General features: G+C 65.7%; 16 protein-coding genes. 3 read left to right on the top strand and 13 right to left on the bottom strand.

From position 1 onward, the window contains the following. Positions 1-44: 44 nt before the first annotated feature. Positions 45-851: a GTP cyclohydrolase FolE2 gene (folE2, locus tag OA56_RS04665; protein WP_055423495.1), complete on the top strand. Its 807-nt coding sequence runs from the start codon at positions 45-47 to the stop codon at positions 849-851. 61 nt (positions 852-912) lie between these two features. Here folE2 and OA56_RS04660 read toward each other — a convergent pair whose 3' ends face one another. Beyond that, a complete protein-coding gene (locus tag OA56_RS04660) occupies positions 913-1,350 on the bottom strand; it encodes a MaoC family dehydratase (protein ID WP_055423494.1) in 438 nt (145 codons plus the stop codon). 240 nt (positions 1,351-1,590) lie between these two features. Between OA56_RS04660 and OA56_RS04655 the strand changes: the two genes are divergently transcribed. Then, entirely contained in the window at positions 1,591-3,069 is a 1,479-nt protein-coding gene (locus tag OA56_RS04655) for an EAL domain-containing protein (RefSeq protein ID WP_170210772.1), read from the top strand. 7 nt (positions 3,070-3,076) lie between these two features. Here the strand turns inward: OA56_RS04655 and OA56_RS04650 are convergent, their stop codons facing one another. The 9 genes from OA56_RS04650 to OA56_RS04610 form a co-directional block, all read right to left on the bottom strand. Beyond that, positions 3,077-3,403: a hypothetical protein gene (locus OA56_RS04650; RefSeq protein ID WP_461583724.1), complete on the bottom strand. Its 327-nt coding sequence runs from the start codon at positions 3,401-3,403 to the stop codon at positions 3,077-3,079. Between the two features lie 77 nt (positions 3,404-3,480). Further along, positions 3,481-4,857, bottom strand: coding sequence for an NAD(P)(+) transhydrogenase (Re/Si-specific) subunit beta (locus tag OA56_RS04645; protein ID WP_141055049.1), 1,377 nt, complete (start codon positions 4,855-4,857; stop codon positions 3,481-3,483). Further along, on the bottom strand, positions 4,854-5,159 hold the full coding sequence (locus OA56_RS04640; RefSeq protein ID WP_141055053.1) for an NAD(P) transhydrogenase subunit alpha part 2: 306 nt from the start codon (positions 5,157-5,159) through the stop codon (positions 4,854-4,856). The genes OA56_RS04645 and OA56_RS04640 overlap by 4 nt, the downstream gene beginning before the upstream one ends. A 13-nt stretch (positions 5,160-5,172) precedes the next feature. Then, entirely contained in the window at positions 5,173-6,297 is a 1,125-nt protein-coding gene (locus OA56_RS04635) for an NAD(P) transhydrogenase subunit alpha (protein ID WP_461583721.1), read from the bottom strand. 22 nt (positions 6,298-6,319) lie between these two features. After that, a complete protein-coding gene (gene serS / locus OA56_RS04630) occupies positions 6,320-7,606 on the bottom strand; it encodes a serine--tRNA ligase (RefSeq protein ID WP_461583719.1) in 1,287 nt (428 codons plus the stop codon). A gap of 78 nt (positions 7,607-7,684) precedes the next feature. Continuing rightward, the gene (locus tag OA56_RS04625; RefSeq protein ID WP_141055062.1) at positions 7,685-8,551 is read right to left on the bottom strand and encodes an ABC transporter permease; all 867 of its coding nucleotides are present in this window, start codon (positions 8,549-8,551) and stop codon (positions 7,685-7,687) included. Then, positions 8,548-9,450 (bottom strand): ABC transporter permease, encoded by a 903-nt coding sequence (locus tag OA56_RS04620; protein ID WP_461583716.1) that lies wholly within the window; start codon positions 9,448-9,450, stop codon positions 8,548-8,550. Before OA56_RS04620 ends, OA56_RS04625 begins: the two co-directional genes overlap by 4 nt. A gap of 23 nt (positions 9,451-9,473) precedes the next feature. Next, complete coding sequence (locus OA56_RS04615; protein ID WP_461583714.1) at positions 9,474-10,595, bottom strand: ABC transporter ATP-binding protein; 1,122 nt, start codon at positions 10,593-10,595, stop codon at positions 9,474-9,476. A 93-nt stretch (positions 10,596-10,688) separates the two neighbouring features. Beyond that, positions 10,689-11,843 carry a polyamine ABC transporter substrate-binding protein gene (locus OA56_RS04610; RefSeq protein WP_141055067.1) on the bottom strand — a complete coding sequence of 385 codons (1,155 nt, stop codon included), beginning with the start codon at positions 11,841-11,843 and terminating at the stop codon, positions 10,689-10,691. A 265-nt stretch (positions 11,844-12,108) separates the two neighbouring features. On the opposite strand from OA56_RS04610, the gene OA56_RS04605 reads away from it, so the two are divergent. Beyond that, entirely contained in the window at positions 12,109-12,390 is a 282-nt protein-coding gene (locus OA56_RS04605) for a hypothetical protein (protein WP_055423484.1), read from the top strand. On the opposite strand, the gene OA56_RS04600 is transcribed toward OA56_RS04605, so the two are convergent. From OA56_RS04600 to OA56_RS04590, 3 genes are read right to left on the bottom strand one after another with little or no spacing between them, the layout of a single operon-like run. Next, the gene (locus tag OA56_RS04600; protein WP_055423483.1) at positions 12,385-13,686 is read right to left on the bottom strand and encodes a replication-associated recombination protein A; all 1,302 of its coding nucleotides are present in this window, start codon (positions 13,684-13,686) and stop codon (positions 12,385-12,387) included. The genes OA56_RS04605 and OA56_RS04600 overlap by 6 nt on opposite strands. Then, complete coding sequence (lolA, locus tag OA56_RS04595; RefSeq protein ID WP_461583711.1) at positions 13,683-14,339, bottom strand: outer membrane lipoprotein chaperone LolA; 657 nt, start codon at positions 14,337-14,339, stop codon at positions 13,683-13,685. The genes OA56_RS04600 and lolA overlap by 4 nt, the downstream gene beginning before the upstream one ends. After that, positions 14,336-16,807 (bottom strand): DNA translocase FtsK, encoded by a 2,472-nt coding sequence (locus OA56_RS04590; protein ID WP_461583709.1) that lies wholly within the window; start codon positions 16,805-16,807, stop codon positions 14,336-14,338. The genes lolA and OA56_RS04590 overlap by 4 nt, the downstream gene beginning before the upstream one ends. Between the last annotated feature and the right edge of the window lie 61 nt (positions 16,808-16,868).

The raw sequence follows: 16,868 nt of genomic DNA, 5'->3' as shown, positions 1-16,868 counted from the left end.
CTACGATAGGATCACCCCCCAAGAACGAGACGAGAGAACCCGACATGGACCAAGCGATCCAACCCATCCCCGACGTGCAATCCTTCGCCGATCACCGCCACATGGCCATCGACAAGGTCGGCATCAAGAGCATCCGCCACCCCATCCGCGTGAGTGACCGCAGCGGCGGCGTGCAGCACACCGTCGCCACCTTCAACATGTACGTGGGGCTGCCGCACAACTTCAAGGGCACGCACATGTCGCGCTTCGTCGAGATCCTCAACGCCCACGAGCGCGAGATCTCGGTCGAGAATTTCGAACCCATGCTGCGGCAGATGGTCGAGCGGCTCGAAGCCGAGACCGGCCACATCGAGATGAGCTTTCCCTACTTCATCGAGAAACGCGCCCCGGTCACCGGCGTAGCGAGCCTGATGGACTACGACGTCACCTTCATCGGCGAGATCCTCGCCGGCGGCGAGTACCGCTTCACCATGAAAGTGGTGGTACCGGTCACGAGCCTGTGCCCCTGCTCGAAGAAGATCTCGGCTTACGGCGCGCACAACCAGCGCTCGCACGTCACCATCACCGCGCGCACGATCGATCACGTCTGGATCGAAGAGCTCGTGCAACTGGCCGAGAAAGAAGCCTCCAGCGAACTCTATGGGCTCTTGAAGCGCCCCGACGAGAAATACGTCACCGAGCACGCCTACGACAACCCAAAGTTCGTCGAAGACATGGTGCGCGACGTCGCCGCCCGGCTCGATGCCGATCCGCGCATCGTGCATTACGTCGCCGAATCGGAGAACTTCGAGTCCATCCACAACCACTCGGCCTATGCGCTGATCGAGCGCGACAAGACCAAGCCCCGTTGACGCGAGAAGGCGCCGGTCGGACTGCCCCGGCGCCTTTCCTTTCCAGAAATGCTGCGCTGCATCAACGCGGCGGAATGAAGACCACCGCTTCGCCTTCGAGCACCACCTTGTCGCGCACGATGCAACGCGTGTCCAGCGTGACGCGCCGTTTCTCCGGCAGCAGCCCGATGACGGTCGCACGCGACACCACCGTGTCGCCGGCGCGCACCGGCGAGAGGAAGCGCACCGTCTGTGACACATATACCGCCCCCGGGCCCGGCATCTTCGTGCCCAGCACCGACGAGACGAAGCTCACGGTGAGAAAGCCGTGGGCGATGCGCCCCTTGAACATGGTCGTGGCGGCGAACTCGTCGTCCATGTGCACCGGGTTCATGTCGCCCGAAACGCCGGCGAACATGAGGATGTCGGCGTCGGTGACGGTACGGCTCGTCTCCGCCGTCATCCCGACGTGCAGCTCCTCGAAACGGTAGCCCATGATCGCGTTGAAGTCCCTTGCCATTTTTCTTCTCCTTTGCTCGAGATTGTTGGGTAGAGTGAGTTTACCACGCCCATGCTGCGTTGCAACAAAAATCGGTTCCCTTACCCCTTCTCGACCCAGACCGCACAAGCAAAATCCAGCCGCGCCGCCCGTTCCAAGCACGGATAAACGCTCATTACGCCGGTCTTATTTCGCCACTGCGCGTTGACCGAAGGTGATATCGTGTCCCTATCGCCCATTGTGCGCCGAGCCTCCGTCACCATGGAAACCCAACCGCCCAGCGAACCTTTCCGGCCCGATTTCTCCGAGGGCGCGGAAACGGGCCTGTACCTCGCCCTCCTCGAGCTCATCGACGAAGGGCTCATCCTCACCAGCGACGAAACCATCCTGGAGGCGAACACCGCCGCCTGCCGCCTGCTCGAGCGCGACTACCGCGACCTGATCCGGCAGCCGCTCGCCAACCTCTTCCCCTCGGACAAGGAATTCCTGCAGGCACGGGCCCGCTGGTTCATCCAGGGGCAAAGCCGCGGCAGCATCCGCATGGCGCTGCCGGGCGGCCGCTCGCGACTCTTCCGCTTCATCGCCGCCGCCCGCCTGCGCCCGGGTCTGCATGCCATCCTCTTCTCACCCGACCTGATCGGTGAGGTATACCGCGACGTCGCGCACACCGATGCCTTTTGGCCGCGACTCGCCGCCGCCGTGCCCCAGCCGGTGGTGGTGCTGGATGAAGCCGGGCGCATCGCCGCGCTCAACGATGCCGCTCGACCCTTCTTCCCTGCCGAACGGAGGGAATGGCTGCTGCAGCCGCTGTCGCGCTTTGCCGCCGTCGCCTGGCCGCCGGAGGGCGAAGCACCGCTCGCCCGGATCGAGGGGCTGGGCGAAGCGCCGGTGCGCGCCCGCGTGCTCGACGGGCCCCAACGAGGATGGCGCGTCCTCGTCTTCGAACGCCTGCCGCGATTCGCCCCTGCCGTCACTCCCTCCGCCCCGGCGGTCCCGCCGCTCGATCCGCTCGCCGTTGCGCTCAGGAAGAGCCCCGAAGAATCCTTCGCCTTGCAGTTGGAGCCGCTCGTCGATCTCCAGCAGCGGCGGCTTGCCGGCGCCCATGCCCGACTCGTGTGGAACCATCCCGCCTTCGCCGGCCTCGCCCCCGAACGGCTCACCGAACTCGCGCGCCGGGCGCAAGCCATCCCGCGCCTGACCCGCTCTGCCTTCGCCGGACTGACCGTGCTCGCCCCCCGCCTGCCCGGTCGCATCACCCTTTCGCTGGCCGCGGAGGCACTGCGCGACCCGGCTCTGACCCAATCGGTGGAGATGGCGCTCGCCGCCGGCATCCGCCCCGAGGCGCTCGAATTCGCCCTCGATCTGCCCGCCTGCGCTGCGCTCGACACCGAAGCCGCAGCGACGCTGCTCGCGCTCTCCCAACGCGGCATCCGCTGGATCGCCGCCGGGCTCGACGAGGCCGCCTTGCCGCTCGAGCAGCTCGCCCGGCTCCCCTGGAGCGGGCTGATGCTGCCTGCCTCGTGGATCTCGGGTCTGGGACGGGACGAGCGGCTGGAGGCGCTCGTCGGCGGGACGGTATCGCTCGCGCAGGCGATGCAGCTCGAAGTGCGCGCCCAAGGCGTGGCCACGGCAGGACAACGCGATTTCCTCGCCGCCTTGGGCGTTCGATTGCAACAAGGACCGTGGTTCGGCCCGGCCGTCACGTCGGGCGAACCCCTGCACGTCAGAGGGATGGAATAAAGCCGATTCAGCGCGACAACACCGTCCGGCAATTCTCCTCGCGCCCCGTGAGCGTGCCGAGCCGTTCGAGCTGACGTTGCAGCGCTTCGTCGGGAATGCTGCGGTTCAGGCACCAGTCGCGCAGCTGCAGCATCAGGGCGAGCGTCTGCAGGTCGATCGAAGTCGCCCAGATACCAGCAAAGCCCGGATCCGGCCCTTCACGCAGCGGCGACGTGGGCAAGTCCCGCCGCACTTCAGGCGCCGCAAGCGGCGGCACCGGCTGAGGCAGCACCCCGCCTTGCGCCCAGACGCCGCCGCAGCACACCCACGCGGCCAATGCAAGGACACGGCGCATCCCCGCTCTCCAAGCCAATGAATCAAACTGCTGCCCCGACCGCGGCGATTCCTGCACGGGCCCGGGCCCACAGACGCTCAGGCTTCCAACTCCTTCAGGCGCTGGATGATGCGGGCGACCACCTCCTGCGCGCTGCCATAGACCATGTGGCAGTTGTCGCGGTAGAAGAGCTCGTTCTCGATGCCGGAGTACCCCGTACCCTTGCCGCGCTTGATCACCAGCACCTCGCGCGCCTGATCCACGTTGAGGATGGGCATGCCGTAGATGGGGCTCGACTTGTTGGTGCGCGCCGCGGGGTTGACCACGTCGTTCGCGCCGATCACCAGGGCGACGTCGGTCTGGGCGAACTCGGCGTTGATCTCCTCCAGGTCGAAGATCTTGTCGTAGGGCACGCCGGCCTCTGCGAGCAGCACGTTCATGTGTCCCGGCATGCGCCCCGCCACCGGGTGGATGGCGAACTTCACCTCCACCCCCGCCTCTTCGAGCAGCTGCGCCATCTCCCACACCTTGTGCTGGGCGCCGGCCACCGCCATGCCGTAGCCCGGCACGATGATCACCTTCTGCGCGTAGCGCAGGGTAGCCGCCGCGTCGTCGGGCGAATATTCCTTGAGCGAACCGCTCACCTCCCCTTGCGTCTCCTGCGCCTCGCCGGTGATCGGCGCAAAGATCACGGTGCGGATCGAACGGTTCATCGCCTTGGCCATGAGGAGCGTGAGCAGCGTACCGGAAGCGCCGACCACCGTGCCGGCCACGATCAGCAAGGGATTGGCGAGCACGTACCCTTCGAAGCCGACCGCCAGGCCCGTGAAGGCGTTGAGGAGCGAAATGACCACCGGCATGTCCGCCCCACCGATGGGCAGGGTGAGCAGCGCCCCCAGAGCGAGCGCGAGCAGGAAGAAGATCGTGAGCTCGAAACCGCCCGGATGCGAGGAAAAACCGATCGTCAAACCGATGCCGAAGGTAAAGAGCGCGAGGAAGAACACGACGTTGTTCTGCTGCGGCACCTGGTAGGTCTTCTTCAAGAGCCCCTGCAGCTTGGCAAAGGCCACGCAGCTACCGGAAAAGGCCACCGCGCCGATGATCGCCCCGAGCGCGGCGAGCAAGCCGACCGAGGCGTGATGCACGGCGTCCTGCCGCAAAAACTCCACCGCGGCGATCGCCGCCGCCGCCCCGCCACCCATGCCGTTGTAGATGGCCACCATCTGCGGCATGTCGGTCATCTTCACCGTCTTGCCCAAATACCAGGCGATCGCCGCCCCGATGACGATCGCGGTGATCATCAAGCCGTAGTTGTGCATCCCCGGCAAATAGAAAGTGACGAGCACCGCCGCGACCATGGCGTAGCCCGCCCACTGCACGCCGCGGCGCGCCGTGGCCGGAGAGCTCATCGCCTTCAACCCGAGGATGAAAGCGATCGCCACCAGGAAATAGATGAAATGGATGAACGTGCTCATCGCCCGCCCTCCCCGGCGCCCTTGTTCGATTTGAACATCGCCAGCATCCGCTCGGTGACGACGTAGCCGCCGGCGGCATTGGCCGCCCCCAGCAGCACGGCGATGAAGCCCAGCGCGAGCGAGGCCGGATCGTCGGACGGCGCCTGCCCGAGCACGATCATTCCCCCGATCAGCACCACCCCGTGGATGAAATTCGAACCCGACATCAAGGGTGTGTGCAGGATGACCGGCACCCGCGCGATCACCTCGTAGCCCGTAAACGCCGCCAACATGAAAATGAACAACGCGCTCAAACCGTCCATCACCGCTCCCTCCTCACAGACCCAGCCATTGGCGAACCCGCTCGCTCTTGAGCTCGCCGGCGTGCGTCATGCAGGTGCCGGCGAGCACCTCGTCGTCCCACGCCAGCGCCAAGCTTCCTTCGCGCAGGAAGAGCGAAACGAAGTTGAACACGTTCTTGGAGAACATCTCGGAGGCATGCACCGGCATGCGGCTGGGCACGAAGGTCGGGCCGATCAGCAGCACCTCGCCGACCCAGGTCTTCTCGCCCGGCACCGTACCCTCGACGTTGCCCCCCGTCTCGGCGGCCAGATCGACCACCACCGCCCCGGGGCGCATGCGCGCGATCATCTCGGCGGTGATGATGCGCGGCGCCGGCCGCCCCGGAATGGAAGCCGTGGTGATGAGCGCGTCGGCCTGGCCCACCGCCTTGCCGAGCTTCTCCGCCTGGATCGCCTTCTCCTCTTCGGTGAGCTCGCGCGCGTAGCCGCCCTCGCCCACCGCCCGCACCCCCGTGTCGAGGAACTTCGCCCCGAGCGACTCCACCTGCTCGCGCGTCTCCGGGCGCACATCGTAGGCTTCCACTGCCGCCCCCAGGCGCCGGGCGGTGGCGATCGCCTGCAGCCCCGCCACTCCGGCCCCGATCACCAGTACCTTGGCCGGACGGATGGTACCGGCGGCATAGGTGAGCATGGGAAAGAACTTCGGGCTGTGATCGGCGGCGATCAGCGCCGCCTCGTAGCCGGCCACCGTCGCCTGGGAAGAAAGGATGTCCATGCTCTGCGCGCGCGAGATGCGCGGCAAGAGCTCGAGCGCGAAGGCGGTGATGCGCCGCTCGAGTAGGCGCTCGACGCGCTCGCGGCTGCCCCAGGGGTGCAACGCTCCCACCAGGACCGAGCCTTCGGGCATGAGCGCGAGCTCCTCGTCGCGCGGCGGCTGCACGCACAGCACGAGCTGCGCGCGGCGGAACACCTCCGCCGGCTCGGGCACGATCTCCACCCCCGGAAACGCCTCGTCGGCCCAATGCGCCCGCTTGGCCGCGCCGGCAGCCATCAGCACCTGCGCTCCCTGCGCCTCGTATTTCTTCACCAGCTCCGGCACCAGCGCCACCCGCCGCTCCTGCGGCTGCGGTGCGCTCGCCACTCCCACGATCACGCCCATGCTCCCCCCTTTGTGCGCTTGATCACCGACGGGGCTCGATCACTTCCTGCCCCCCCATCCACGGCCGCAGTGACTCGGGCACGACCACCGAACCATCGCGCTGCTGGTAGTTCTCCAGCACCGCCACCAAGGTCCGTCCCACCGCCAGCCCCGAACCGTTCAAGGTATGCACTGGCTGGGGCTTGCCCTTGCCGCCGGCCGGCCGAAACCGTGCCTGCAGCCGGCGGGCCTGGAAGGACTCGAAGTTCGAGCACGAAGAAATCTCGCGGTAGGTATTCTGCCCCGGCAGCCACACTTCCAAATCATAGGTCTTTGCCGCGGAAAACCCAAGATCCCCGGCGCACAAAGCCACCTTGCGATAGGGCAGGCCCAGGCGCTGGAGCACCGTCTCCGCGTGCCCGGTGAGCTCCTCGAGCGCCTCCCAAGAACGATCCGGATGCTCGATGCGCACCAGCTCCACCTTGTCGAACTGATGCTGGCGGATCATGCCGCGCGTGTCGCGCCCATAAGCACCGGCCTCCGAGCGAAAGCATGGCGTGTGCGCAACAAACTTCAGCGGCAATGCCGATTCCTCCACGATCTCATCGCGCACCAGGTTGGTCACCGGCACCTCGGCGGTGGGAATGAGGTAGAAATTCTCCGCATCGCGCGGCACGGCAAAGAGATCCTCGGCGAACTTGGGCAGCTGCCCCGTCCCGAAGAGGCTGCGCGCATTGACGAGATAGGGCACATAGACTTCGAGGTAGCCATGCTCGCGCGTGTGCAGATCGAGCATGAACTGCCCCAGCGCCCGATGCAGCCGCGCCACGTCGCCGCGCATCACGGAAAAGCGCGCCCCGGCGATTTTCGCTGCCGCCTCGAAATCCAGCCCCAGGGGCGTACCCACGTCGACGTGATCGCGCACCGGAAAATCGAACACCCGCGGCGAGCCCCAGCGCGCCACCTCCACGTTGTCGGCCTCGCTCGTTCCGTCGGGAACGGAAGGATGAGGGATATTGGGTAGGGTGGCGAAGAAGGATTCCAACTCGGTGAGCAAGGCCGAGAGCCGCTCTTCGCACGCGTCGAGCTCGGCGGTGATCAGCGCGAGCTGGGCGAGCAGGTCGGAAGCATCCTCGCCCCGCCCCTTGCGCCGTCCCACTTCCTTCGAAAGGGCGTTGCGCTGCGCCTGCAGTTCCTGGGTGCGTGTCTGTAGATCTTTTCGTTCGGACTCGAGCGCCTCGAACCGGGACCAGTCGATCTTCGCGCCACGCCGCGCGAGCGCCGCCTTCACTTCGTCGAGCCGGGAACGCAACCACTGAACGTCGAGCATCACACCATCCTGAACGTCACGAAAAGAAAGACGCAACGATACCAGCAACCTCGCCCGCCCGGCAACGCCAGCGGGCCGTCAGGAGGCCGAAGACGAAGTCAAGGCCTCCACCTGGGCCTGGCGCAGCAAGGCCGCATTTTCACGCGCCCGCTGCTTGGCCCGCCGCGCCATCCAGACGCTGGCCAGGAGCAGACCGGCCAGCACCAGATAGACGGTGACGGCGCCGATGACGTTGATCTCGGGATTGAGTCCCAAACGGGCCCGCGAGAAGATCACCACCGGCAGCGGCGACGTTCCCGGCCCCGAGAGAAAGGCCGAGATCACCACCTCGTCGAGCGACAGTGACAGCGTCAGCAGCCAGGCCGAGGCCACCGCTTGAAAAATGGCCGGCAAGGTCACGAGGAAGAACACCTGCGAAGGACGCGCCCCCAGATCCATCGCCGCCTCCTCCAGCGCCGGATCCACTTCCCGCAACCGCGACATGATGGTGATCGCGGCGTAAGAGACGCACATCACCGTATGGCCGATGAAGAGCGTCGTAAACCCCTTCTGCGGAAAACCGAAGAGATGCTCCATGCTGACGAAGAAGAGCAGCAGCACCATCGCCAGCACCACCGTCGGCAATACCAGCGGCACGTTGAGGAGCAAGGTGAAGAGCCCTTTGCCGGGGAAGCGCCGATAGCGTGTCAAGGCGTAGGCGGCACAGGTGCCCAGCACCACGGAAGCGGTGGCGGTGGCCACCGCGATCTCCAGCGACAGCACCAAGGCGTCGATCACCACCTGGTCGGCCGCCGCCTCGGCGTACCAGCGCAAGGTCCACCCGCCCCAGACCGTGACCATGCGCGAATCGTTGAAGGAATAGATCACCAGTACCACGATCGGCAGGTACAGGAAGCCATAGACGAGCACCGTCCACAGCGTCGCCAGCCACGGGAAACGTCTCATCGCCGGGCCTCCATCAGGCGCATCTGGTAGCGGTTGAAGAGCCAGATCGGGAAGAGGATGATGAGCACCATCAGCATCGTCACCGCCGCGGCCCGCTGCCAGTCGAGGTTGATGAAGAATTCGTTCCACATCATGCGGCCGATGTTCAGGATCGAGATGCCGCCGAGCAGCTCGGGGATCACGTATTCCCCCACCGCCGGGATGAAGACGAGGAGCGAGCCGGCGAGAATCCCCTCGCGCGACAAGGGCACGGTCACCAGCCAGAAACGCTGCCAAGGCCGCGCCCCCAGATCGGCCGCCGCTTCCAGCAGCCGCCGGTCGAGCTTGACGAGGTTGGCGTACAACGGCAGGATCATGAAGGGGATATAGCCATAGACCATGCCCACCATGAAGGAAAACTTGGTAAACATCAACTGCAGCGGCTCATCCACGATGCCAGCCCACAGCAGGAACTGGTTGAGCAGGCCGTTGGCGTCCAGGATGTTCTTCCACGCATAAATGCGGATGAGGAACGGCGTCCAGAACGGCAGCATGATGAGCATCAGCATCACCGGCCGCAGCGTCGGGAAACTCTGGGCCAGGAAATAGGCGAAGGGATAGCCGATGACGAGGCACAGCAAGGTCGTCAGCAGGGCATAGCCCACCGACGAGAGATAGGTGAGCAGATAGACGTCGTCCTGCATCACGCTCAGATAGGCATCGAAATGCAGCTTGATGCTGAGCGTGCCCTCTTCCAGCCACGAGATCAGAGGTTCGAACCCCACCCCGACGGCATCGGCGTGGGAAAAACTGATCTTGAGCAGGATCAGGAAAGGCAGCAGCAGAAAGACGAAGAGGAAGAACTCCGGCACGCCGATCACGAACCAGCGACCCGGCGGCAACCAGGGGCGACGCAGCATGGCGATCTCCTGCAGCGGGCGTTTCACTCGACGATGACCACGGGCGCCGACGGCATCCAATGCGCCGTCACGCGCACCCCAAGCTCATAGGGCTCCTCATAGCGATCGACGTTGGTGACGGTGACGCGCAAACGGCGCCCCGAGGGCAACTCGATCTCATAGGCGGTATAGCTGCCCATGTAGCTGCGCGCCGCCACCGTCCCCTGTACGGCGTTGTAGGGAAGATCCTGCCAGCCGGGCTCGAGCGAGATCTTCTCGGGACGAAGGGCCACGGTGAGCGTCATCCCCTGTTTCCCCTCCACGCCGTGCCCGACGTGGAACAGGCACTCCGGCGTCTGGATCTCGCAGTAATGCGGCTCATCGACCACGAGCTCCCCGTCGAAGAGATTGACGCTGCCGATGAAATCGGCCACGAAGCGGTTCTTCGGATTCTCATAGACCTCGCTGGGCGTGCCGATCTGCAGGAAACGGCCCTCGCGCATCACTGCGATGCGATCGGCCATCGTCATCGCCTCTTCCTGGTCATGGGTGACGATGACACAGGTCAGTCCCACCTGCCGCAGGATATGGACCAATTCGATCTGCGTGCGCTCGCGCAGTTTGCGATCCAACGCCCCCATCGGCTCGTCGAGCAGCAGCAGCTTGGGACGCTTGGCCAGGCTGCGCGCCAGCGCCACGCGCTGCTGCTGCCCGCCCGAGAGCTGATGCGGCTTTCTTTTGGCATAAGGCTTGAGCTGTACCAGATCGAGCATCTGCTCGACGCGCTCGGCGATCTGCGCCTTGGGCATCCCCTCGCGCTTGAGACCGAAGGCGATGTTGTCATACACCGTCAGATGGGGGAAGAGGGCGTAGGACTGGAACATCATGTTGATCGGCCGCTCGTAAGGCGGCAGAGCCGTGATGTCCTGGCCGTCGAGTACGATGCGTCCGGCCGTCGGTACCTCGAAACCGGCCAGCATCCGCAGCAGCGTCGTCTTGCCACAGCCCGACGAACCGAGCAGGGCAAAGATCTCGCCCTGCTCGATGGCCAGGTTCACATTATTGACGGCAACGACTTCGTCATACTCTTTGCGTATGGACTCGATCTTCAGGAAATCGGGCGCACCCCCGGCGGCATCGGCGCGAGCAGCGACGGTCTGGTTCATGACGGTGCCGAAACTCCTCAGAAAGTGATGGGAGAAAGATTTGCGCCCCGGTCGGAACCGGGGCGCGTAGAGTCACTTCATGCAAAACTTCATTCAGCGATTGGTGCGGAATTTCGTATAGTACTGCGTCACCAAGCGCCGTTCCTCATTGCTATAGACTTTCGGCGGACGGAGCTTGCGCATCAGCTCCGGCTTGAGGAACACATAGTCGTTGCTCTTGATCGAGGCGTCGACATACGGCAAGGACGCCGGCACCGGATTGGCATAGAAAACGGTATTGGTGTCGGCCGCGATCACCTCCGGCCGCAACCGATAGTCGAGAAACTTGTAGGCATTGTCGACGTGCTTCGCGTCGGCCGGAATCGCCACCGTATCGACGAGCAGTACCCCGCCGTGCGTGGGCGGGAACACCTTGATGTTCACCCCATTCTTCGCTTCCTTGGCCCGGTTGGCGGCGATACCGATGTCGCCGGACCAGCCGAAGGACAGGCAGAGATTGCCGCCGGCCAGATCGTTGATGTAGCCGCTCGAGGAGAGCTGCGTCACGTAGGGGCGGATCTTGTCGACCATCTCCCAGGCGCGGCGGAAATCCTCCGGATTGTGGCTATCCACGGGAATGTTCAGATAATTGAACGCCGCCTCCATGATGTCGCCACCGGAATCGAGCAGCGAAATGCCGCAGCTCTTCAGCTTGCTCGCATACTCGGGCTTGAAGAGCAGATCCCAGGGATTCTCGGGCATGGGCATCCCATCGAGCGCCTTTTGCACCTTGTCGACGTTGATCCCCACCGTGGTATAGCCCCACATCCAGGGAATGAGGTACTGGTTGCCCGGATCCATCGTCGCGAGCAGCTTCATGAGCTCGGGATCGAGGTTCTTGTAATTGGGGATCTTGGATTTGTCGATCGGTTTGAAGAATCCCGCCTTGATCTCGATCGCCGCCCAGTGGGCCGAAGGAACGACGATGTCGTAGCCGGTGTTGCCCGCGGCGAGCTTGGCAAACAGCGTCTCGTTCGAATCGAAGGTGTCGTAGCGCACCTTGATTCCGGTTTCCTTCTCGAAATTGGGGAGGGTAGTCGGGGCGATGTAATCCGACCAGTTGTAGATATTGAGCTGCTTGTCGTCCGAAGCCGCCTGCGCCGCGCCCACCGCCGCGCAGCACGTCAACGCGGTCGCTGCCGCCACGCGCCGCCACGACACCGCAGCGGTTTTCACGAACGGCAACCGTCCGAAAAGGGTCTGCAACATCTCGTCGCCTCCTTTGCTGAAAAGGGAAAAAAACCGTGCCCCGCGGCTTGCGCTCGCCTCGCGCGCGCCTGGATGCGGCCAACGCGGACAAGCGCGAAGTGTAGCAAACCCCGAGCCCAAGCGGGGCATCCACGACATGATCTGTAAAAAATTTCCCCGATAGGCTCAGACAACGAAATAGACTGAAAACAAAAAGAAAATTCGATTGGACAGAAGGTTCGGCAGAACCTATGCTGAACTTGCTGAACCTGGGCAGGATAGAGCCATGCTGACCTTGCGCGACTGCCTCGACTATTGCAGCCTCACCGAAGAAGAAATCGGGCTGCTGGCCGAGCATCATGACCTCCCCGCCGAAGCCGCCGGCCTCATCGCCTGCAGCCTCTCCCAATCCGACGAAGGCATCGTCGTGCTGACCAACTGGCTGCTCGAGATCGCCGAGCGCGCCATTGAAGACGGCAATGCCGCCAAGGCGCAGCAGGCGCACGAAGCCTGCAAGCGGCTGCTCGCCGATCACCCCTTGCGTGCTCCCGACAACGCGGGTTCATGAGCGGCGCCGTTGCGCCTGCGCATCCAGCTCGCGCAGGTGCTCCAGTTTGGCGCGGATCTTCGCCTCCAACCCCCGTTCCACCGGCCGGTACCAGCGCTGCGGCGCCATCCCGTCGGGGAAATAGCGCTCGCCGGCAGCGTATCCTTCTGGCTCGTCGTGCGGATAGCGGTAGGTCTTGCCGAAGCCCAGCTCCTTCATGAGCCGGGTGGGGGCATTCCTCAGATGCACCGGCACCGGGCGCGAGCCGTCCTGACGCACGAAAGCGCGCGCGGCGTTGTAGGCAAGGTAGACGGCGTTCGACTTCGGCGCACAGGCCAGATACACCACCGCCTCGGCAAGCGCCAGCTCCCCTTCGGGGGAACCCAGCCGCTCGTAGGCGGCGCAGGCATCGAGCGCGAGCGTGAGCGAGCGCGGATCGGCAAGGCCCACGTCTTCGCTCGCCATGCGTACGATGCGCCGCCCCAGATAGAGCGGATCGGCGCCACCGTCGAGCATACGCACGAACCAATAGAGCGCGGCGTCGGGGTCGGAGCCGCGCACCGCCTTGTGCAGGGCCGAGATCTGGTCATAGAAGGCGTCGCCTCCCTTGTCGAAGCGCCGCAGCCGCTCGCCCATCACCGAACGCGCGAACGGCACGTCGATCACCGCCTGCCCCCGGGCTCGCGCCGCCTGCCACAGCCATTCCACGTCGTTCAACAGCCGCCGCGCGTCCCCATCGGCCAGCTCCACCAGCATGGCGCGCGCCGCATCGTCCAAGGGTACCGCCTCCTCGGGAAAACGCGCCTCGGCGCGAGCGAGCAGCGTCGTGAGCGCCGTTGCATCCAGAGGCTCGAGCCGCAGCACGGTGGTGCGTGACAACAGCGCCGAATTCACTTCGAACGAAGGGTTCTCGGTGGTGGCGCCGATGAAAGTGACCAACCCCTCCTCGACCTGATGCAGGAAGGCGTCCTGCTGCGCCTTGTTGAAGCGGTGCACCTCGTCGACGAAGAGCACCGTCGTACCGCCGCGCTCGCGCTCGGCCCGGGCTTCGTCGATCGCCGCGCGGATCTCCTTCACCCCCGCCATGACGGCCGACAGCGCGATGAAACGCGCCCCTACCGCCTGCGCGAGCAAGCGCGCGAGCGTGGTCTTTCCCACACCGGGCGGACCCCACAGGATCATGGAGAAGAGCCGCCCCTGCTCCCAGGCAACCCGCAGCGGCTTGCCCGGCCCGAGCAGATGCTCCTGCCCCACCACCTCGTCGAGGTGCTGCGGACGCATGCGCTCGGCGAGCGGCGCGCGCGCCTCCCCGCTCATCGACGCCCCGGTTGGTTTTCCAGCACCTTGGTGCCGGGCGGCGCAGTAAAGGCGAACTCGGCCGGCGGCACCGACCAGGCCCGCGCAAACTCGGTGAACGTGATCTCGCTCGTCTGGCCGAAATGATCTTCGAGGCGCATGCGCAGCAGCCGCTCTCCTTCGCCTTCGACCACGACGCGCACGATGCCGGCCTCTGCCGAGCGAGCCCGCAGGCGCACCGCCCAGTGATCCCCTTCCATTTGCCCCCCCTCGGGGGCGAACTCGCGGTGCAGCGCCTGGGCGTCGGCCAGGATCGCCACCGGCGAGCCGGAGAGCGCCTGCGTGAGCGGCGTCACCACCACTTGCTCCAGATCCGCGTCCCACACCTGCACGGTCTTGCCGTCGCTCACCACCAGCTGGCGCGCCGGTGCCGTCACCTCCCAGCGGAAACGGCTCGGCCGCTCATAGACGAAACGCCCCTCGGAGCGTTGCACCACCCGCCCCTGCGGGTCGAGCACCTCCTGGCGGAAACGCCCCTGGGCCGCGCCCGTCTGCGTCACGAAGGATTCGAGCCGCCGCACCGCCTCCTCGGCCACGCTCTGCTGAGCAATGGCCGCTCCAGCCCACAGCATTGCCCACAGCGCCAACACCCATCCCGCAAAACCTTTCTTCACACCTCTTCTCCCCGCGCCGGCACCAGCACCTGGCGGTTGCCGTTGTGCTCCGGCGGCGACACCAGTCCCGCGCGTTCCATCGCCTCGATGAGCCGCGCCGCCCGGTTGTACCCGATGCGCAGATGCCGCTGCACCAAGGAAATCGAGGGCCGGCGCGTGCGCAGCACCACTTCCACCGCCTGATCGTACAAAGGGTCGTTCTCCTCGCCCCCGTCCGGACCTTCCAGCCCTTCCTCTTCCTCCTCGGGCTCGGCGAGCACCTCCTCGACGTAGCGCGGCGGCCCCAGCCGCTTGAGGTATTCGACCACCCGATGCACTTCGTCGTCGGCGACGAAGGCCCCGTGCACCCGCTGCGGCATGCCGGTTCCGGGCGCGAGGTAGAGCATGTCCCCCATGCCGAGCAAGGTCTCGGCCCCCATCTGATCGAGAATGGTGCGCGAATCGATCTTCGAGGAAACCTGGAAAGCGATGCGCGTGGGGACGTTGGCCTTGATGAGCCCGGTGATCACGTCCACCGAAGGCCGCTGCGTCGCCAAGATGAGGTGGATGCCAGCCGCGCGCGCCTTCTGCGCGAGCCGCGCGATGAGCTCCTCGATGCGCTTGCCCACCACCATCATCAGGTCGGCGAGCTCGTCGACCACGACGACGATGTAGGGCATCTTCTCCAGCGGCTCGGGCGAATCCGGCGTGAGCGAAAAGGGGTTGCCGAGATATTCGCCCTCGCGCTGCGCCCGCTCGAGCAAGGCGTTGTAGCCGGCGATGTTGCGCACCCCCAGCGCTGCCATCAGCTTGTAGCGCCGCTCCATCTCGCCCACGCACCAGTCGAGCGCCTGGGCCGCGAGCCGCATGTCGGTGACCACCGGCGCGAGCAGGTGCGGGATCCCCTCGTAGATCGACAGCTCCAGCATCTTGGGGTCGACCATGATGAGCCGTACCCGTTCCGGCGTCGATTTGTAGATGAGCGACAGGATCATGGCGTTGATGCCCACCGACTTGCCCGAGCCGGTGGTCCCGGCCACCAGCAGGTGCGGCATCTTGGCCAGATCCGCCACCACCGGCTGCCCGGCGATGTCCTTGCCCAGGCACAGCGTCAGGGGCGAAGCCATCTCGCGATAGGCGCGCGAGTCGAGCACTTCGCTCAAACGCACGATCTGGCGCTTCGGATTGGGTACTTCGAGCGCCATGCACGATTTCCCCGGCACGATCTCGACCACGCGGATCGACACGAGCGACAGGGCCCGCGCCAGGTCCTTGGCCAGGTTGACGATCTGCGCCCCCTTCACTCCCGTGGCCGGCTCGATCTCGTAGCGCGTCACCACCGGGCCGGGAATCGTCCCAACCACCTGCACGCGCACGCCGAACTCGGCGAGCTTGCTCTCGATGAGCCGGGCGGTGGCCGCCATCGTCTCGGCGCTCACCGACACCGTGGCAGCCGCAGGCGCATCGAGCAGTGCCAGGGGCGGCAGCGGCTCGAGCGCCCCTTCGTTTGCCGGAACGTGCGCGGCGCCCGCACGACTGCGCCCATGCTCGATCGGCTGCTTCGGCGACGGCGGTCTGTGCACCGCTTCGTCAGACGTCTCCGACCTGCTGGCGGCGGCCTGAGCATCTTCCGTCCGAACGGAAGGGCGCGGCGCGACCGCAGGACTTTCTTCCGTCCCCAGACTCGGCTCGACGCGCGGCGGCACAGCACTGCGCCCGGGGGCGGTACGCCGTGCCTGCCAGCGGGCACGCAGGGCGCCAACCCCCGAAAGGAAGCGTTCCCATCGCCGACGCCAAGAGAGGCCCAGACCCGCTGTTTCGCCGCGAGAAAAAACGAATCTCCCCCCACCACCGGGCGCCGCGGCCCGTTGCCGCTCCCAGTGCCGCTGCAGCGCACCGACGGCCGTCTCGACCCCGGCACCGATGCGCTCACACACATCGAGCCAGGACATCCCGAAGGTCAGGCTGACGGCAGCCATCCACAGCGCAAGCAGAAGGAGCGTTCCTCCGGTGAAACCGAATTCGCGCGCGACCGTCTCGGCCAAGGTCACGCCGATCACCCCTCCCGGGCCCGAGCCCTGAGGCAACGAGAAAGTGTGGGCATGGAAGCGCAAGGCCTCCAGAGCGCTGCTCGACAAAAGCAAGAGAAGGAGCCCCGCAGCCGCCACCGCAAAGGAAGCCCTCCAGCCCCGTTCCGGGCCTTCGAGGCCGTGCCACAGGCGCCAGGCGGACCACAGACCCCGCACCGCAAACGCGAGCATCCACCAGGCGGAAATCCCGAACAGCGACAGGAAGAGATCCGCCAGCCAGGCCCCGACCCGCCCGCCGGGGTTTGCGATGGACTCCACCGCCGCATCGCGGGACCAACCCGGATCGGAGGGGGAGTACCCAATGAAAATCAAGGCGAAATACACACCGAGCGCGGCGAGCAGCACCCAGACGAGTTCCCGCGCACCGCGGGAAGCACGCAACGAGGCGATCCAGTTCATCGGCAAGGCCGTACCGCACGGAAAGGAAGGAAAATTATACGCCAGCGCCCATCCCCCTCGG

The sequence above is a fragment of the Tepidiphilus sp. HLB4 genome, from assembly GCF_054823945.1.
Note: the sequence above shows the minus strand (reverse complement) of the source record. Positions and strands in the feature narration are given on the sequence as shown.